Here is a 17286-nt window from a genome sequence, read left to right as displayed (position 1 = left end):
TTCGCCGATGGGATGCAGCGAACTCAGCCAAGGTTCCCGGGTCGGCCCAGCAGCGCCGACAAAATTTCCTGCCGCGGCGTCCCCGGCGCGAATTCACCGAGCAGGCGCCGGGTTTGCATCGACACGCCATGCAAGCGTACTCCGCGCGAAGACAGGCAGGCGTGGCTGGCCTCGACCACTACCGCCACCCCACGCGGATGCAGCACTTCGGTCAGCGTATCGGCAATTTCGGCGGTCAGTCGTTCCTGGATCTGCAGGCGCCGACCCAACGCCTCGACCAGCCGCGCCAGCTTGGAGATGCCGACCACACGTTCATTCGGCAAATAGGCGATATGCACCACGCCGTTGATCGCCGCCATGTGGTGTTCGCAGGTGGACTGCAGCGGAATATCGCGCAAAATCACTGCCTCGTCGTAACCCGCGACTTCGCCAAACGTGCGACTGAGCAGGCCGGCGGCGTCCTGTCGGTAGCCGGCAAACCATTCCTCATACGCCCGCACCACGCGGGCCGGCGTAGCCAACAAGCCTTCGCGGGCCGGGTTGTCGCCAGCCCAGCGGATCAGCGTACGCACCGCTGCCTCGGCCTCGGCCCGGCTGGGATGAGGTATTTCACCCGCCGGTGGCAGGGCGCCGGCGAGCTGGTCAACTGACGGGTCGGAATCGAGCATGGGAAAGCCCTGGTCGGTGGAGATCAACCATCGGATGTGCGCCCTGTGTCCGAGGTTCCCGCACGTTGGGATCAATCGGCCGGAACCTCTTGCCGAGCTGTTGCATCCCATGCGCACAGGTACGTCTACAGCGCGCATTCGCTCGCTGACGCTGCCCTTTCGAAGGAGTGATCACCATGAACAAGACTGTCTTCGCCCTCGCCCTCGCGCTCACCTTTGGCGGCCTGACCGCCGTGCAGGCGCAGCCCGCCCAGACGACACCGGCACACACCATGAATGCGTCGGCGATGAACTGGTTCGGCGGCGTTACCTACAACGGCGCACCCGCGCTGGACGTCACTGCCGCGCTGGTCGAGGCCGGTGGTGGCGCGAGCAACTTCAATTTCGCCACCGCGCTGGTATCCATGCTGGGTCAGGACACCGTCAACGCCGAAGTCGCCAAGCTGACCAAGCAGTACGGCAAGACCGCCACCGACAATTTCATTGCCGGCATGACCTTTGCCGTCAATGACGGCCTCAAGCGCGCCACCGAGGCTGGCGTGAAACTACCGGCGGCACCGGCGGACCTGAAGGGTGCGAAGCTGGCCAGCACGTTGGTCACCGCCGGCACCACCGCCGATGGCACGTGGTGGTCGGGCTATCTGTTCGACAAGGCCTTGTCGCATGACATCCATGTGCAGGTGATGCAGGACATCGACGCGAAGTTTGGCCATGGTGCCGACGAAAACACGCACAAGATCCTCAACCAGGCCATGTATGACGTGGCGCAGGCGTTGAAAGCGAAGAACGTGAAGCTGGCCTCGCTGCACTGAGTCAGCGCTTCGCTCGCTGAGCAATCAGCACAACGCGCTGCATGCAGCGCGTTGTGCCTTGCCAGCAGTTCACTGGTCGCGAGTCAGATTCACGCCATCAACCGTCATATGCCACGCGCCCTGATCCTGATACGGCGGCGTGGATACCGTGAAGATGGTTTTCATCGGGCCGACACCCACCACGAAGTTGTCACCCTCGAACTTCTGCAACGGCGCATTGATCGAGGTGCGTTTGCCGTCTTCGCGGCGCGTGTATTCCACGTTGCCACCCACGGTGATCAACAACGTCATGTCATGCGCGCGCCAGTAACCGGCATAAGCGGACTTGTCGGGCGGCAGCGGCTTGGCGCAGGCAACCAGCAACACGCAGGCCAGCACCGCCACCATCATCAACAGTTTGCGCATGGCTCCTCCGGGAAGCTCGTGGTCAAGCGAGTGCGGTGCACTCAGGCCAGTTCCTGCCAGTTGAAGTACTTTCGGTCGGCTATACCCAGCAGGTCAAGATCCTCGCTGGTATCGCCATAGGCATACACGCAGCCGAAGTCAGCCGGGTTATACCGCTCCAATACCCGACGCGGCTTCTCCGCGCCCACGCACTGGAGTCCGCGATAGCGGCCACTGAGATGGCCGTCGACCACGTCCAGTTCGGAACAGATCAAACCGAGTTCCTGCTGGCGGCACCAGTGCCGCAGATACACATCGAGCCCACCGGAAACCACCACGACCTGATCGCCTTGCGCCTTGTGCCAGGCAATCCGTTCCATCGCCTGCGTTCGCAACACGCCGGGCAAGACCTCGCGCGCAAAGCGCTCGCCGGCATGATCCAGCCGCGCCAGCGGCACGCCGCGGAAGCCGAAACGCGCCGCCCGCGAACGGATCACATTGCTGGAGACCAGGCCCAGCTTGTAGCCCATCACCACCGGCGCCAGCAGCAACCTTCCACTTGCCAGCCGTCGCGGTGTCACCGCGAAATGCATGAAGTCGGAAAACATTTCGCGGGTGGTTATGGTTCCATCGAAATCGAACAGGGCAAGATTCATCAACCAACCATTCCTTTGGTTTTTGCGTGAGGGCAGCGGCATGCCGCCGCCCTCGATTTTCGCCTACTTTACATTCACCACTGGATCGACCTGACCGCCGATGATGAAGGTGCACTTGGCATCCTTCGCCGCGCACACCTCGGTCTGCATCTTGATGCGTTCCATCTCGACGAACTGGCCCGGGCTGAGGTTCATCGCCAGGCGATAGGCATTGTCCGCTTCGGCGCGACTCTGCTCAGCCGCCTTGCGCGACTGTTCAGCGAGGTTGCGCTTCTGCTCGGTCAGCACGCGCTGTTCCTGCTGCGCCGTTTCCACGCGCTGGTTGCGCACCGCGTCCGGCGGATTGGCCTTGCCCACAGTGATCTTGATCAGCCGGATCGGCAGCTTGTTGTCGCTGAGATACGCGCTCATCGTGCGACTGACTTCGCTGTCGATCTCGTCGATCGCGGTGGTCTGGATCGCCGTCTCGTTCATGCCGTGCTTCTTCACCGCCGAGCGCACCCGGTTGAAAAACTCCTGCTCGACGTTGTTCTTGTACCAGTCCTGGCCGAAGTTCTTCACCAGTGCGACAGGGTCGGTCACCTGCAGGCGGATGATCGCGTGGAAGTCCAGCGGCACGCCGTCGCTCGACATCAGGTCGCTGAAGTTGCCGTCGTACTGCTGCGGAAACATGTTGACGTAGATGCGCTGCGTGGAGAACCACGTATAGGTCAGCCCGGTGGTCACCGCCTGGTCGCGCACCCCGCCATGTCCGAACAGGATCGGCTTGTCGATCAGTACGGCCTGCTGGCCGGCATCCGGCGAGACCACGGTGCAACCGGTGCATGCCACCACCAAGGCTGCCGCAAGCGCGGCGTAGCGCAGCTTCTTCATTCCGTTCCCCCGATTCGATTCGACAACAAGATGCAACTTGACTCGCAGCGATCATGCAACAAGGCCGCCGGCATCGGAATGCCGGCGGCCCGTGATTCGTCACACCATGGTCAGTGAACGGCTGGGCCGCCCTTCACCGGCTTCACATACGTCTCGAACAATTCATCGATGCGGCGGTATTCGTCATGCCAGGAATCGGGATGCACGAAGCCGTGGCGTTCCATGGGATACAGCGAGATCCAGAAATTCTTCTTGTGCAGTTCGATGAAGCGCTGGTACAGGCGAATCGAATCTTCGGCCAGCACGTTGTCGTCGATCAGGCCGTGCTGGATCAGCAGCGGGTCGCGCAGATTGTCGGCGTATTCGATCGGCGAGCTGGCCTTGAATGCTTCCGGATCAAGCTGTGGATCGTTGAGGATGTTCGCCGTGTACTCGTGGTTGTACAGCGTCCAGTCGCTGACCGGGCGCAACGCCGCACCGGCGGCAAATTCGCCCGGCGCGCGCAACAGCGCCATCTCGGTCATGAAGCCACCGTAGCTGCCGCCGTAGATGCCGACGCGCTGCGGATCGACGCCATGGTTCTTCACCAGCCACGCCTTGCCGTCCAGCAGGTCTTCCAGTTCCGGATGACCCATCTGGCGGTAGATCGCGGTACGCCATGCACGGCCATAGCCTTCCGAGGCGCGGTAGTCCATGTCGAGCACCACGTAGCCTTGCTGCACCAGCAGGTTGTGGAACATCTGCTCGCGGAAGTAGTTCGACCACGACAGCGTGACGTTCTGCAGGTAGCCCGCACCGTGCACGAAGATCACCGCAGGCTTCGGTGCAGTGTTCTCGTCGGCCGGACCGTAATACTTCGCGTAGATGGTGCCGGCACCGTGCGACGACGGCACTTCAACCACCTTCGGTGCGATCCAGTCATGCGCGGTGAACGCCGGCTTCATGGTGTGGGTCAACTCGAGCGGCGTGCCGCCGGTGGCGGGCAGCACCGCCAATTGCGCCAGCACGTAGGGCGACGAATGCAGCACGGCCAGCTGGCTGCCATCGGGCGACAACGCGAAGTCGTCCATGCCCTGATAGCTGGTGACACGCTCCAGCTTGCCGCCGCTGGCAGCCACGCGATAGACGTCGTAGCTGTACGGCGCGACCTGATTGGTGCGCACGTAGAACGCCTTGCCGTCTTCGCTCAATTGCGGATGGCTGACTTCGAACGAACCGCTGGTCAATGCCTTGGCACTGCCGGCAAGCGGCTTGGTGTAAAGCTGCGAATAGCCGCTCTGTTCACTCAGATACCACAGCGTGCGGCCATCCTTCAGCCAGCCGAAATCGTTGAAGTTCCAGTTGATCCAGGCGTTGTCGGTGAGCCGCTGCTGGGTCACCAGCGCGTGCTTGCTGAAGTCGACACTGGCAATCCAGCGGTCCTTGTTGTCGATGGCGCGCAACTGGATCGCCAGCTGACTGCCGTCATCGTTCCAGGCAATGCCGCCGCCACCGCCATCCTCGCCACCGGCGGCAATGCGCACAGCGCGTACGTCCGGCGCCTTCAATGCCTTGGCCTGGTCGTCCTTGCCGGCCTTCTGCAGGGCAGCCACGGCGCGTGCGCGCAGTTCCTTCAACGGGTCATCCTTGATGCCCGGCAGGCTGTCGGTGGACAGCGCCACGGACACATGTTTTGCGAGATCAAGCAGCAGCAGCGACTGCGGCGCCGGATCATTGCGGCCGACATAGACACGTGCCTCCTGCTGCACGGGATAACCGGAGTCGGTGACGTAATGGGTAAGCTGCGGCGCCTTCCCCGGCTGGTAACTCTTCGGCGCGGTGATCAACAGCATCCAGCGACCATCCGGCGACAACTCGCTGTCGACCAGCTTGATCTTGTCGCCGAGGAAGAACGGCGTCGGCGCACGGCCGGCATCAGCGTCGGCAAGTTCCTTGGCGTGATCGCGGCGGGCCTGCTTGTCATCCTTGATATCGCGCAGCGTCTTGAACAATTCCAGCTGGCGCGCGCCCAGTGCATCGGGCTGCTTCGCTTGCGGGTCGTCGGCGAAGGTCAATACCGCCGCCAGTGCAGTCACGCCGCTGCTCAGGTCATGGCTGTACCAGTCGTTGCCATCGCGGAACTGCAGGGCGCGGCCGTCGGCGGAGAAGCGCGGTGAGGATTCGTCCTGCGGCGTACGGGTGATCTGGCTGCGTCGGCCACTGGCCAGATCAACCATGAACACGTCGCCATGCAGAACGAACGCCGCATGCTGGTGGCTGCGATCGAACACCGCTGGTCCGTCGGCCTGCGCATGCGCGGCCGGGTCCAGCTTCACGCTTTGACCGCTGGCCGGATCGACGCGATACAGATCACGTACCTGGCTGCCGTCGCGCTTGATCGAGTAATAGATCTGTCGGCCGTCCACACTCCAATACGGTGATTCCACCGCCTGACCGATCCAGTCCGGATTGGCCATGATGGTTTCCAGATCCAGTGGCGTGCTGGTGGTTGCTGCAGCGGCAGGCAACACGGCGAAGGCGACAAGGCCGGCAAGCAGCAATCGACGCATGGAGTTCCCCCAGGACAAAAGAAAACAGCATAGCCGAGGCAACCCGCGCTGGCCGAACCACCGTGCCAGAAGTCAGGGGCTAGACGACCTCGCCGAGCTTTGTCATCAAACCCGCTGCGCGTTGCCGCAGCACGCAGAGACCGCCGGTGTTGCGGCGCAAATATCTGCGACCTGCCTTTGGCGTTACCCTGCATCATTCAGCTCTCGGGAATGCTCCTCATGCTTGTCAGCCTTGCTCTTGCGATGGCGTTGTCGGCAGCCAATGCCACCGGCTTGCCACAGTTGCCGCCCGATGATTCGTCCACGCCGCCGCGTGAGGTGAGCCTGATCGGTCCAGCGGCAAGCCTGCCGCCAGCGACCCGGCGCGGCGTTGATGCCAGCTCGCTGCACGGGGTCAGCGTGGCTGATCCTTACCGCTGGCTGGAAGATCCCGATGCGCCGGCCGTGAAGCGCTGGATCGACGCGCAGAACGCGCACACCGAAGCCACCCTGGCTGCGATGCCCGAGGGCACCGCACTCACTAAACGCGTGCAGCAACTGGCGATCACCTCGACGATTCGCTTCCAGCCCACGCTGGCCGGCGGCACGCTGTTCTACATGCAACTGACCCCGCCGCAGGCGCAGCCCGTGCTGATCGCACAGACCTGGCCGGATGGCACGCCACGAACCCTGGTTGATCCCAACATCGGCAATACGGCCAGCAACATCACCGCCTACTGGCCCTCGCCGAACGGCCATTATCTGGCTTACGGCACGGCCGAAGGCGGCAGTGAGTTGACCACCGTGCACGTGCTCGACGTGATCAGCGGCGATAACCTGCCCGACACGTTGCCCTGGGCCGGCGGCGGTACCTCACCGGTGGGTCTGGCCTGGGACGCCGACGGCCTCGGCTTCAGCTACGTGCGCTTCCCGCCACCGGCCGACGGGCAGGCGGTGCAGCAATTCGGCGCGGCGCTGGTTCACCACGTGCTGCGCGAGCCGGCCGACAAAGATGCGGTGGTGTTCGGCAAGGAGTATTCGAGGATCGCCGAGTACGTGCTGGTGAACTCACCGGCCACCGCGCAAACCGCCGTGCTGGCTTATGCCGGTGACGGCGGTCCGGCCGAAGTATTCCTGCGCGAGGGCTCGCAGTTTGTGCGCGTGCTTGACCGCTCGGCCAATGTGCGCAGTGCGAGCTGGGTGGATGGACGTCTGTATGTCGTTTCGTTTCTGGACGCGCCACGCGGACAAATCGTGGCGATCGGCCAGGATGGCAAGCCTACGCCGGTGCTGGCCCAGCGCGACGGCGCGATTCAGCGCGTGGCACCACTCGGCGATGGTTTCCTGGTCGTGCGCAGCTGGGGACCGGACTGGTGGGTAGAGCAGTACGACGGCAACGCAAAGTTGATCCGCAAATTGCCACTGCCCGCGCATGGCATCGGCGTGGACGACATCGCTTCCGAATCCGGTCAGAACAAGGCATTGATCACCTACAGCGGCTGGACCACGCCGGTGCGCTGGGTGGAATACGACGGCAGCAAAGGCACCCTGAAAACCGTGTTCGAGGAAACCTCGGCAGCGGACTATTCAAAGGTGGTGATGCAGCGCATCGAAGGCACCTCGAAAGATGGCACCAGGATTCCGCTCACCGTGCTGTCGATGCCGGGCATCACTGCGAACGGCACGCGTCCAACCATTCTGTACAGCTATGGCGGTTTCGATATTCCGATCCGGCCCAGCTTCATCGGCTCGAATCTGGCGTGGCTGGAGCACGGTGGCGTGCTCGCCTACGCGAATATCCGCGGCGGCAACGAGAACGGCCAGGCATGGCATGCGCAAGGCCAGAAGCTGGACAAGCAAAACGTATTCGACGATTTCCACGCCGCCGCCCTGGCGCTGTTCGATGCCCACTGGACCGACCGCGCCCACCTCGGCATTCTCGGCGGCAGCAACGGCGGCCTGCTGATGGGCACGCAGATCGTGCAGCATCCGGCGGACTATCGCGCGGTGGTGGCGCGCGTCGGCATCTACGACATGCTGCGCCACGAAACCAACTTCGCCAACGGCCCGTACAACATCCCCGAATACGGCAGCATCGCCGACCCCGACCAGTTCAAGGCCACGCTGGCCTACTCGCCATTGCAGAACGTGCAGCCGCACACCGCCTACCCGGCCGTGCTGATGAGCACCGGCGCCAACGACGCACGCGTGGCGCCGTGGCAATCACGCAAGTTCACCGCCGCGCTGCAGAACGCCAGCAACTCATCCCAACCGATCCTGCTGCTGACCCGCATGAATGCCGGCCACGGCATCGGCGCACCGTTCAGTCAGCGGGTGGGTGATACGGCGATCGGGCTGACGTTCTTCGCGCATGAACTGGGATTGGACACGATGCCGTGAGAATCACCTGACGCACTGGCCGACATCTTTCAAGCGCCATAGCATGGCGATCGATGCGTTAACCAACCATCACCCAAAGGAAGTCCTGATGAAAAACGTCACCTACGTCGCAGTCAGCCTGCTGTTGGTCTGTTCGCTAACGGCTCGGGCCGCCGAAAAGCGCGAACAGACTTTCGTGATCGGCGCCGACGTGAATGCCCAGGGTCACCTCACCGCCACCCAGGTTGACCCAGGGGTATCTGCATCGGTCGCCGCGCTGCTTTCGGCGGCGGTGAAGCAATGGCAATTCGTACCGGCTACCCGCGATGGCCACGCAGTGTCTGCACATACGTTCGTCTATACCAGGCTGCAGGCTTCGCCGAACACGCAAGGGCAGTACAACCTGCGCATCAGCTTCCTCGGCAACGGCCCCGATATCAGCCGACCTGTCGCTCCCAGGTATCCTCGGGATGCGATTCGCGCGCGCGAAGGCGCGTTCGCCATCCTCGACGCCACCGTGCAGCCGGACGGCCACCTGAGTGATATGTCGGTGAGCAGCCAGTTTGCGAACTGGCCGCTGCGGGCCTCCTTCAAGAGTGCCGTTCTCACGGCTGCCCAGCGCTGGCACGCTACGCCGGAACAGGTGGAAGGCCAACCAGTGGCAACACACGTGCGCGTACCGGTGGACTTCTCTATCGATAACGAGACGTTTACCCGGCAGCAAATAGAAATTCTTCGCGAAGCCGCACGCAAGCAAGCCGCGACAGCGGAAAGTGCCGCTGCACAGCCCGGCATTCCGCTTCCATCGGAACAGGCCGTCGCGCTGGACAGTCCACTGCAGCCGCGTGCGGTGGCCACTATCATCAGTGCTCCCTGACACGCACCGAGCACCGCATGATCCTCCCCGCCGTCGAACACGAAACTGCCGCCAACCCCACTCACAGCATCATCTGGCTGCACGGGCTGGGTGCGGATGGCCATAACTTTGCGCCGATCGTGCCCGAGCTGGTCGATCCCGCATGGCCTGCCGTGCGCTTCGTGTTCCCGCATGCACCGGTGCGGCCGGTGACGGTCAACAACGGCATGCCGATGCGGGCGTGGTACGACATCACCGGTTTCGACCTCACTTCACGCCAGGACGAGGCCGGCATCCGCGAGTCGGTGGCTGCCACGGAAGCGTTGATTGCGCGCGAGCACGAACGCGGCGTGCCCAGCGAGCGGATTATCCTGATCGGCTTTTCGCAAGGCGGCGCGATTGCGCTGTCTGCCGGTGTGCGCCACGCGCAAACACTGGGCGGCATCGTGGCGCTGTCCACCTACTTGCCGATCTCCGCCACCGTGGCGGCCGAGCGACACGCGGCGAACGCGCACACGCCGATCTTCTTCGGTCATGGCACGGCCGACCCGGTGGTTGTATTGCAGCGGGGCACCGACTCGCGTGATCTGCTGCAAGGTCTGGGCTATGCCGTGGACTGGCACACCTATCCGATGGCGCATGCCGTGTGTGCCGAGGAAATCAGCGACCTGCGTCGCTGGCTCGGCCAGCGACTGGCCTGATCCGGCGCTGGCTGCGGCATACTGGCCACATGCCCGAAATCACGCCCCGCCGCGCCTTGCGCGGCCCCGCCGAACAAAGCCTGCTGCCGGACTTCTGCCGGTTGCCGGCGTTGTTTGCGATGTTCGTGGTCGGCGCGCTGACCGTCACCGTGATGTGGCTGGCTGCTGACAATCCGCGCAACTGGTCGACCTATAGCGTGAGCATGTTGTTCGTCACCTGGCTGGTGCTGGTGATCGCCGTGCTGCTGTGCAAGCTGCGACCGTGGCTGCAACGGCTGCCGGGCCATCTGCCGTATGTCGGCGTGTGGCTGCTGATCCTGCTGATCGTGTTGCTCGCCAGCCTGGTCGCACACTGGTTCGACGGTGCGCAGCAAATGGGCATGATCAAGAGCGGTACAACGGACTTCACCCGCGACAACCTGGTGATTGCGGCCCTGCTCGGCGCGGCGATGCTGCGTTACTTCTACGTGCTGGCGCAGTGGCAGGCGCGACTGGCTGCGGTAACGCGCGCGCAAGTGGAGGCGCTGCAGGCGCGCATTCGCCCGCACTTCCTGTTCAACAGCATGAACACAGTGGCCGCACTGATCCGCGTCGATCCGGCGGCCGCCGAGCGCACGGTCGAGGATTTATGCGATCTGTTCCGCGCTGCGCTGGGCCAGCACGACAACGCCGACGGCACGCTGGGCGAAGAACTGGCACTGGTCGAACGCTATCTGGCGATCGAACAACTGCGCCTTGGCGAGCGGCTGCGAGTGACCCGCGAACTGCAGGACCTGCCGGCCGAGTTCCCGCTGCCGCGACTGCTGCTGCAACCGCTGGTGGAGAACGCCGTGCGCCACGGCATCCAGCCATTGCGCGAGGGCGGCGAGGTGATTTTGCGCGGTCGTCGTGAAGGCAACGGTGTGCGCATCGAAATCATCAATCCCCTGCCGGACACGCCAGCGGTGGGCGGCAATGGCCACGGCCTGAGCAACGTGCGCCAGCGCGTGGCGTGGCGCTACGGACCGCAGGCCAGGGTGATCGCGGCTGCCCGCGGCGATCGCTTCGAGGTGCTGCTGCAACTGCCCGGAGATCCGCCATGACCCGCGTGCTGATTGTCGACGATGAACCGCTGGCGCGTGCACGCATGGCATCCCTGCTCGGTGAGTGTGCCGACATCGAAATGGTGGGCAACGTGGCCGACGGTGAAGCGGCGTTGGTAGCGATCAGCGAGCTGCAACCGGACGTGTTGTTGCTGGACATCAACATGCCCGGCATCGATGGCGTCAGCCTGGCGCGACGGCTGGCCGGTCGTGCGCGCCCGCAAGTGATCTTCTGCACCGCTTACGAGGCCCATGCCCTGCAGGCTTTTGAACTGGGCGCCGCCGACTATTTGTTGAAACCGGTGCGGCTGGAACGCCTGCGCGAATCACTGCAACGTGCGCAACGCCGGCTTGCCGATGCGCCGCGTGAGCCGGCCGCGTATCTGCACGGCCGCCACGGCAGTGAGCAGGTGCGCATCGCGCTGGATGAAGTCACTTGCCTGCTGGCCGACGAGAAGTACGTAGTCGTGCATCACCGGCGCGGCGAGCTGTTGATCGAGGAATCGCTGCGCCAGTTGGAAGAAAGCTACCCCGATCAACTGGTGCGACTGCACCGCAATTGTCTGGTGCCACCAGCGCGGCTGCTCGGCTTGAAGACGCTGGCCGACGGCCGCGTGCTGGCTCGGCTGGACGGCACCGAACTGGCGCCGGAGATCAGTCGGCGCAACTTGCCGGCAGTACGCAAGCTGCTGCGGCCGACCTGAAAACCTGAGGCGGCAGATTGGCAACGGCGCCAAAGAAAGGACGCACCCTTGGGAGTTTTGGTGAGAGTGGTGGTTACGTTCGTGCTGACGTTCAGCGCGTTCTGGGCCTTTCTCCCCGGCGGCGTCGGCATGGCGAATTTTCGCAAGACACACCACGGTCTGATCGCTCAGCTGGGACACCTCTGCTGGTGGATCTTGCTACTCGTGCACCCGCTGGCACTCTACAAAATAGGGTTCACGCATGACGGCTGGCTCTGGCTTGCACCGGTGGCGGTGATGCAGGTGCTTTTCTTCGCGATCTTCGGCCGCAACGTGAGCACGCTGTAACAGCGCGCGGCTCGTCCACAGCGACGGGCGCCACCGACTCGCAGATCGCCACATTCCGTGCACGCTACCTGTGCTGGAATGCTTGCCTTACTTCTCTGCAGGAGAATCGCAATGAGCCACGCCTTCAAGGTCGGCGACCATGTGCGCTGGAATTCCGAAGCCGGTCACGTCAGCGGCAAGATCACCAAGGTGCATACCCGCGACACCGAGTACAAAGGTCACCCGCGCCACTGCAGCGAAGACGATCCCCAGTACGAAATCGCCAGCGACAAGACCGACCACGTGGCAATGCACAAGGGCTCGGCGCTGCACAAGATCGACTGAGCCATGCCTGACGATCCCGCCACCCTCTGGACCATCGGCCATTCCACCCGCACGCTGGAAGAATTCCTGGCGCTGCTCGGCGAATACGGTATCGAAGCGATCGCCGACGTGCGGCGTTTTCCCGGTTCGCGTCGCTATCCGCACTTCGCCAGTGAAGCGCTGGCCGAGTCGCTACCTGCGCATGGCGTGAGTTATCAGTGGATACCCAAACTCGGCGGTCGCCGCAAGGTGCAGCCAGGCTCGCCCAACACGGCCTGGCGCAATGCTTCGTTCCAGGGCTATGCGGACTATCTCGCCACGCCGGAATTCGCCGAAGGCCTGGCCGCGCTGTTGAAGCTGGCGGAAAAGAAGCGCACCGCGATGATGTGCGCCGAAGTAGTCTGGTGGCGCTGCCACCGATCGCTTGTTTCGGACGTATTGAAACTGCGTGGCATCGAGGTGATCCACATTCTGGACGCCAGCCATACCACCGAGCACCCGTTCACCTCACCTGCGCACATCGTGGATGGCCGGTTGAGCTACGCGCCGACACAAGCGGAGTTGCCATAGGCGCTGCGCTCAGCGCAACGGCTCTTCCGCCATGTCGCCGGTGCATTTGATCGGCTCACCGGTCTTGCCGATCGCCTGGGTGAAGCTCGACCCGCTGCGATTGATGACGATGCCACCGGCGCATTTCTGGTTCGCGTTCAGCCGGAACGTCGCCTTCACCCGCAACGCTTCCTGCCGCCGCGCTTCCTCGCGCCGCGCCTGCGCTACCTGGTATTCCACCGCGTCCTGGTTGACCTGCTGATAAGTGGTGGCCAGGTCATCGCGCTGGCGCTGCAAGGTGGCCGCCAATTGTTCACTGCGCTGCTGCGCCTGCAGTTTGGCCTGCTGCGCCTGCAGCTCGGTATTGTGCGCCACCTCCCGAGTGAGCTCATCGGCGTGGCGGCCAGCCAGATACTGCGAAGCGCCATGCCATGCCAGGGCAGCGACAATCACGGCCGCTACCGCTCCACCCAGCTTCCACGACAACGGTGCAGCCATGAAGTCCCATCCCCGACAAGACGATTGAAAAGCGCAACACCCCGCCACGGCATGCAATCAGCCGCGTGGTGGGGCGAGTCTAGCAGGGAGTTTCCTGGTGTCTTGTCGCCATGCGTCACAACCCATGCGAGCCGAATCAACCCGGCAACACGCGTTTCTGCATCAGCGATGGCGCACAAAAGTTCGCATGGTCTGACCCGGCACGGTACGGAAGTCGACGGGACGCGCGGCACCGGCATTGCCTGCGATGAATTCAAAGCGGTCCTCGTCCAGCGTATAGCTCGCCGGCAACGGCACGCCCTGATCCTCCCCCATGGAGTCGACCCAGGTGATCGAACGCGGACGGGTTGTGGCGTCGAGGATGAACGAGCCTTCCAGCAGCAAGGCGCCCTCCAGCGTGCGCACGCTGAAATGCGTTCCGGCAATCGTGGTCAGCGCGCCGGGCGCACCGTGATCATCGGGCGGATCAACCACCCCGTCGGCCTCCAGCCGAACCTGCTCCCACGCACCTTGCAGCAAGGCGAGGTCGCGTTCGGTGGCGTCGGGTAGGGAATGGATGGTTGTCATGGGCATGCAGGTCGCGGTACGGAGCCGGCGAGTATGCCATCTGGCTTTCACCGGGCGCGATCAGCGCATAGTGCAGAAGTGGAAATCTGACCGCATTCCGGGGGGGGCACCGCCGAATGTGGTGTTGTCCTTGCATACCAAGGAAACTAGAACGCTACCTGGACGCCGCCTTCATCAGCATGGCTCGGTAGGTACGCGCGCCGAACTTCAAGGAACCTTTCGCAGCATGTTTGAAAACGCCTTCAACAACATGGACCGCGTCATGCGGAACGACGAGGGCCTGGCTTCGGAGCTGGACTACGCCGAGCAGACCTCGTGGCTGCTGTTTCTCAAATACCTCGACGACATGGAGAAGGAGTGGGAGGATCAGGCCGGGTTGGAAGGTCGCGAATACACACCGCTCCTCGACGAGCCGTATCGCTGGCAGTCCTGGGCCGCGCCGAAAGCGGCAGACGGCACGCCCGACCTCAATGCCGCGCTGACCGGCAAAGACCTGATCGATTTCGTCAACAGCCAGCTGTTCCCGTACCTGCAGACCTTCCGCGAAACCACCGACGATCCCGACACGCTGGAATACAAGATCGGCGAGATCTTCGCCGAGATCGCCAACCGCTTCCGCTCCGGCTATTCGCTGCGCGACGCGCTGGAGATCATCGACCAGCTCAACTTCGGCAGTCAGGAAGCCAAGCACGAGCTGTCCGACCTGTACGAAACCCGCATCAAGCGCATGGGCAACGCCGGCCGCAACGGCGGCGAGTACTACACGCCGCGCCCGCTGATCCGCGCAATGATCAAAGTGGTGCAGCCGCAGATCGGCGAAACCATTTATGACGGCGCTTGTGGTTCAGCCGGCTTTTTGTGCGAAGCGTGGGATGTGATGCGTCGCAACGATCTGTCCGCCGCCGACTGGGACACGCTGCAGCGGCGCACCTTCTACGGGCAGGAGAAGAAATCGCTGGCCTACGTGCTGGGCGTGATGAACATGATCCTGCACGGCATCGACGCGCCCAACATCCGCCACGCCAACACGCTGGCCGACAACGTGATGGACATCCAGCAGAAGGATCGGCACGACATCGTGCTGGCCAATCCACCGTTCGGCGGCGGTGAGCGCAAGGAAGTGCAGCAAAACTTCCCGATCAAATCCGGCGAAACCGCCTACCTGTTCCTGCAACACTTCATCCGCAAACTGAAAGCCGGCGGTCGCGGCGCGGTGGTGATCAAGAACACCTTCCTCAGCAACACCGACAACGCCAGCGTGGCCCTGCGCAAGGAGCTGCTGGAGAACTGCAACCTGCATACCGTGCTCGACTGCCCCAGCGGTACGTTTCAAGGCGCCGGCGTGAAGACCGTGGTGCTGTTTTTCGAGAAAGGCTCGAAGACGCGCACCGTCTGGTACTACCAGCTCGATCCGGGCCGCAGCATGGGCAAGACCAATCCGCTGAACGATGAGGATCTGGCGGAGTTCGTGGCCTTGCAGGCGGACAAGGCCGATAGCGCCAAGAGCTGGTCGGTGGCGGTGAAGGAGCTGGACACGGCGACGTGGGATCTGTCGGTGAAGAATCCGAATGCGCCGGAGGCCGAGGCGCTGCGCAGTCCAGAGCAGATCATTGCCGATATGTTGGCGCGGGATGTGGAGACGGCGGAGATTCTGGAAGAGATTCGGGGGTTGTTGTGAGCAGTCGCCCAGCGCCCGAGGGCATCGCGAAAACGTTCCCAACGAAACCCTTGTCGGCTTGTCTCGATAGCGTAAAGGTTCCTGCCAAAATTCCGAGAAGCTTGTTTCTAACTGACGGGAAGCTTCCCATCATTTCGCAAGAATCGGACTTCATAAACGGCTATTGGGACAATGAGGCAGACGCGATCCGCATCGATAGTCCTGTCGTCGTATTTGGGGATCACACTCAGGTCTTGAAGCTGGTCGACTTCGATTTTGTCGTCGGCGCTGACGGTGTCAAAATTCTCAAGCCAAAGGACTTCTTGGACCCGGCATTTCTCCGATACTTTCTCGAAGCTAATCCCACTCCATCGTTAGGTTACGCACGGCACTATCGACACATCAGCGGAATGGAGATTCCTCTTCCTCCACTGGAAGAGCAGAAGCGGATCGTTGCGGTGCTCGATCAGGCCTTCGCCGCCCTCGACCGCGCCCGCGCCCATGCCGAGGCCAATCTGGCGGATGCAGAGGCACTGTTCGTCAAAGTTGCTTATGACAATCTAACGACGATCGCGCAGAGCGGAAAGCTTGTGCAGGTTGGTGAAATCGCGGAGCACTGCCTCGGAAAAATGCTCGACAAGCAGAAGAACAAGGGCACATTCCGCCCCTATCTCCGCAACATCAACATTAGGTGGTTCGAAATTGACACCTCCGATGTACTGGAGATGCGTATCGAGGATCGTGAGCTTGATAGATACGAGGTCCGCAAAGGGGACCTTCTCATCTGTGAAGGCGGCTATCCCGGACGAGCATCCATCTACCAATCGGATGACTCAACATACTTCCAAAAGGCACTACACCGCGTTCGCTTTGACGATGAAAGTTTGCCAAAGGTTTTAATGTATTGGTTGTTCGTCGACGACAAGCTCGGCAAATTGAGTGGTCACTTCAGTGGCACAGGAATTTCTCATTTCACCGGCAAAGCGTTGGCGTCATATCCGATGCCGGTATCTGACACGACAACCAATGCCCGGGCGATCAAAAACATTGACCGGTGCTTGGAGATGACCAACAGCTTGATGGCCAAGTACCAAGCAAAGCTCACCGACCTCGCCGACCTCCGCCAATCCCTCCTGCAAAAAGCGTTCTCCGGCGAACTGACATGAGGCGGTCTCGACCTGTCGCGCCCGGGTCTTCTGTAGGAGCGCACCCTGTGCGCGAACACACGTTGCGTGGTATCGGGTGATTCGCGCACAGGGTGCGCTCCTACAAATAGTCGGATGATTCGAGGTTCCCATGGGCAAGCAAACGCCCGTCACACTGGATGCTCTCGAAGACGTCCTGCTGTTACTGGGCGGCCGGGACATGTACGGCAATGCAGTCTGGGTGTGCCGCGAGACGGGCGAAAAGCTCTGCCACAGCGACGAGTTCGACGAGTTCGGCCCATTGCCGGAGGATATCGACGACGCGGAGCGCTACGTGCCGGTTCCGGACAAGCGTGACCTCGAGCTGGGCAAGCCGCTGGCGCTGGAGTTCGCCCGCACGCAGCTGCCGGCCGGCGACGAGCAGGCGTGCGAAATCTTCTCGCACCGCGGCGCCTATGCCCGCTTCAAGGATTTGCTGGAGCATCACCAAAGCCTCGATGGCTGGTACCAGTGGGAAGATGAGCAGACCAAACAGGCGCTGCGCGCGTGGTGTGCGGACAACGGCATCACGCTGACCGATTGATCGACGGCACCGAC

Annotated in this window: 19 protein-coding genes; 12 read left to right on the top strand and 7 right to left on the bottom strand. The window is 62.7% G+C overall.

The annotated features are described in order from the left end of the window. Positions 1–23 precede the first annotated feature (23 nt). On the bottom strand, positions 24–668 hold the full coding sequence (gene folE, locus PY254_RS02830) for a GTP cyclohydrolase I (RefSeq protein ID WP_281013962.1): 645 nt from the start codon (positions 666–668) through the stop codon (positions 24–26). Positions 669–844: 176 nt separating this feature from the next. On the opposite strand from folE, the gene PY254_RS02825 reads away from it, so the two are divergent. After that, positions 845–1480, top strand: coding sequence for a hypothetical protein (locus tag PY254_RS02825; RefSeq protein WP_281013961.1), 636 nt, complete (start codon positions 845–847; stop codon positions 1478–1480). A gap of 69 nt (positions 1481–1549) precedes the next feature. On the opposite strand, the gene PY254_RS02820 is transcribed toward PY254_RS02825, so the two are convergent. The 4 genes from PY254_RS02820 to PY254_RS02805 all read right to left on the bottom strand — a co-directional run bounded on the left by PY254_RS02820 (position 1550) and on the right by PY254_RS02805 (position 5942). Beyond that, positions 1550–1885, bottom strand: coding sequence for a hypothetical protein (locus PY254_RS02820; protein WP_281013960.1), 336 nt, complete (start codon positions 1883–1885; stop codon positions 1550–1552). 41 nt (positions 1886–1926) lie between these two features. Further along, positions 1927–2520 (bottom strand): HAD family hydrolase, encoded by a 594-nt coding sequence (locus tag PY254_RS02815; RefSeq protein WP_281013959.1) that lies wholly within the window; start codon positions 2518–2520, stop codon positions 1927–1929. A gap of 63 nt (positions 2521–2583) precedes the next feature. Continuing rightward, positions 2584–3393, bottom strand: a complete 810-nt coding sequence (locus PY254_RS02810) for an SPFH domain-containing protein (RefSeq protein WP_281013958.1) — start codon at positions 3391–3393, stop codon at positions 2584–2586. A 110-nt stretch (positions 3394–3503) separates the two neighbouring features. Continuing rightward, entirely contained in the window at positions 3504–5942 is a 2439-nt protein-coding gene (locus PY254_RS02805; protein WP_281013957.1) for a S9 family peptidase, read from the bottom strand. Positions 5943–6161: 219 nt separating this feature from the next. Between PY254_RS02805 and PY254_RS02800 the strand changes: the two genes are divergently transcribed. From PY254_RS02800 to PY254_RS02765, 8 genes are all read left to right on the top strand, one after another. After that, positions 6162–8321, top strand: coding sequence for a prolyl oligopeptidase family serine peptidase (locus PY254_RS02800; protein ID WP_281013956.1), 2160 nt, complete (start codon positions 6162–6164; stop codon positions 8319–8321). A gap of 43 nt (positions 8322–8364) precedes the next feature. Next, on the top strand, positions 8365–9177 hold the full coding sequence (locus PY254_RS02795; RefSeq protein WP_281013955.1) for an energy transducer TonB: 813 nt from the start codon (positions 8365–8367) through the stop codon (positions 9175–9177). Positions 9178–9194: 17 nt separating this feature from the next. Then, entirely contained in the window at positions 9195–9857 is a 663-nt protein-coding gene (locus PY254_RS02790; protein ID WP_281013954.1) for an alpha/beta hydrolase, read from the top strand. 29 nt (positions 9858–9886) lie between these two features. Further along, entirely contained in the window at positions 9887–10939 is a 1053-nt protein-coding gene (locus PY254_RS02785; protein ID WP_281013953.1) for a sensor histidine kinase, read from the top strand. Then, a complete protein-coding gene (locus PY254_RS02780) occupies positions 10936–11643 on the top strand; it encodes a LytR/AlgR family response regulator transcription factor (protein WP_281013952.1) in 708 nt (235 codons plus the stop codon). The genes PY254_RS02785 and PY254_RS02780 overlap by 4 nt, the downstream gene beginning before the upstream one ends. Positions 11644–11724: 81 nt before the next feature. Beyond that, complete coding sequence (locus tag PY254_RS02775; protein ID WP_281013951.1) at positions 11725–11970, top strand: hypothetical protein; 246 nt, start codon at positions 11725–11727, stop codon at positions 11968–11970. Positions 11971–12081: 111 nt separating this feature from the next. Next, positions 12082–12294 (top strand): hypervirulence associated TUDOR domain-containing protein, encoded by a 213-nt coding sequence (locus PY254_RS02770; RefSeq protein WP_281013950.1) that lies wholly within the window; start codon positions 12082–12084, stop codon positions 12292–12294. A gap of 3 nt (positions 12295–12297) precedes the next feature. Beyond that, a complete protein-coding gene (locus tag PY254_RS02765) occupies positions 12298–12843 on the top strand; it encodes a DUF488 domain-containing protein (RefSeq protein WP_281013949.1) in 546 nt (181 codons plus the stop codon). A 9-nt stretch (positions 12844–12852) separates the two neighbouring features. Here the strand turns inward: PY254_RS02765 and PY254_RS02760 are convergent, their stop codons facing one another. Then, positions 12853–13320 (bottom strand): hypothetical protein, encoded by a 468-nt coding sequence (locus PY254_RS02760; protein ID WP_281013948.1) that lies wholly within the window; start codon positions 13318–13320, stop codon positions 12853–12855. A gap of 162 nt (positions 13321–13482) precedes the next feature. Next, positions 13483–13887: a TIGR03067 domain-containing protein gene (locus tag PY254_RS02755; RefSeq protein WP_281013947.1), complete on the bottom strand. Its 405-nt coding sequence runs from the start codon at positions 13885–13887 to the stop codon at positions 13483–13485. Between PY254_RS02755 and PY254_RS02750 the strand changes: the two genes are divergently transcribed. From PY254_RS02750 to PY254_RS02740, 3 genes are all read left to right on the top strand, one after another. Then, positions 13886–15565 carry a class I SAM-dependent DNA methyltransferase gene (locus tag PY254_RS02750; protein WP_281013946.1) on the top strand — a complete coding sequence of 560 codons (1680 nt, stop codon included), beginning with the start codon at positions 13886–13888 and terminating at the stop codon, positions 15563–15565. The two genes, PY254_RS02755 and PY254_RS02750, sit on opposite strands and share 2 nt — an antisense overlap. Before the next feature lie 101 nt (positions 15566–15666). Then, positions 15667–16710 (top strand): restriction endonuclease subunit S, encoded by a 1044-nt coding sequence (locus PY254_RS02745; RefSeq protein ID WP_281013945.1) that lies wholly within the window; start codon positions 15667–15669, stop codon positions 16708–16710. A 130-nt stretch (positions 16711–16840) separates the two neighbouring features. Further along, positions 16841–17272: a UPF0158 family protein gene (locus tag PY254_RS02740; protein WP_281013944.1), complete on the top strand. Its 432-nt coding sequence runs from the start codon at positions 16841–16843 to the stop codon at positions 17270–17272. Positions 17273–17286 lie beyond the last annotated feature (14 nt).

Source organism: Rhodanobacter sp. AS-Z3, assembly GCF_029224025.1.
In the GTDB taxonomy this organism is placed as follows: Bacteria; Pseudomonadota; Gammaproteobacteria; order Xanthomonadales; family Rhodanobacteraceae; genus Rhodanobacter.
The sequence above is the reverse complement of the archived record's forward strand: the minus strand, read 5'-3'. Positions and strand labels throughout refer to the sequence as shown.

What these genes read in the sequence shown, in the direction of transcription:
- PY254_RS02815 (WP_281013959.1), bottom strand. Translation starts at nt 2,520, where the DNA reads ATGAATCTTGCCCTGTTCGATTTCGATGGAACCATAACCACCCGCGAA.
- PY254_RS02820 (WP_281013960.1), bottom strand. Translation starts at nt 1,885, where the DNA reads ATGCGCAAACTGTTGATGATGGTGGCGGTGCTGGCCTGCGTGTTGCTG.
- PY254_RS02800 (WP_281013956.1), top strand. Translation starts at nt 6,162, where the DNA reads ATGCTTGTCAGCCTTGCTCTTGCGATGGCGTTGTCGGCAGCCAATGCC.
- PY254_RS02825 (WP_281013961.1), top strand. Translation starts at nt 845, where the DNA reads ATGAACAAGACTGTCTTCGCCCTCGCCCTCGCGCTCACCTTTGGCGGC.
- PY254_RS02805 (WP_281013957.1), bottom strand. Translation starts at nt 5,942, where the DNA reads ATGCGTCGATTGCTGCTTGCCGGCCTTGTCGCCTTCGCCGTGTTGCCT.
- PY254_RS02740 (WP_281013944.1), top strand. Translation starts at nt 16,841, where the DNA reads ATGGGCAAGCAAACGCCCGTCACACTGGATGCTCTCGAAGACGTCCTG.
- PY254_RS02750 (WP_281013946.1), top strand. Translation starts at nt 13,886, where the DNA reads ATGGGCATGCAGGTCGCGGTACGGAGCCGGCGAGTATGCCATCTGGCT.
- folE (WP_281013962.1), bottom strand. Translation starts at nt 668, where the DNA reads ATGCTCGATTCCGACCCGTCAGTTGACCAGCTCGCCGGCGCCCTGCCA.
- PY254_RS02755 (WP_281013947.1), bottom strand. Translation starts at nt 13,887, where the DNA reads ATGACAACCATCCATTCCCTACCCGACGCCACCGAACGCGACCTCGCC.
- PY254_RS02770 (WP_281013950.1), top strand. Translation starts at nt 12,082, where the DNA reads ATGAGCCACGCCTTCAAGGTCGGCGACCATGTGCGCTGGAATTCCGAA.
- PY254_RS02790 (WP_281013954.1), top strand. Translation starts at nt 9,195, where the DNA reads ATGATCCTCCCCGCCGTCGAACACGAAACTGCCGCCAACCCCACTCAC.
- PY254_RS02785 (WP_281013953.1), top strand. Translation starts at nt 9,887, where the DNA reads ATGCCCGAAATCACGCCCCGCCGCGCCTTGCGCGGCCCCGCCGAACAA.
- PY254_RS02795 (WP_281013955.1), top strand. Translation starts at nt 8,365, where the DNA reads ATGGCGATCGATGCGTTAACCAACCATCACCCAAAGGAAGTCCTGATG.
- PY254_RS02765 (WP_281013949.1), top strand. Translation starts at nt 12,298, where the DNA reads ATGCCTGACGATCCCGCCACCCTCTGGACCATCGGCCATTCCACCCGC.
- PY254_RS02810 (WP_281013958.1), bottom strand. Translation starts at nt 3,393, where the DNA reads ATGAAGAAGCTGCGCTACGCCGCGCTTGCGGCAGCCTTGGTGGTGGCA.
- PY254_RS02760 (WP_281013948.1), bottom strand. Translation starts at nt 13,320, where the DNA reads ATGGCTGCACCGTTGTCGTGGAAGCTGGGTGGAGCGGTAGCGGCCGTG.
- PY254_RS02780 (WP_281013952.1), top strand. Translation starts at nt 10,936, where the DNA reads ATGACCCGCGTGCTGATTGTCGACGATGAACCGCTGGCGCGTGCACGC.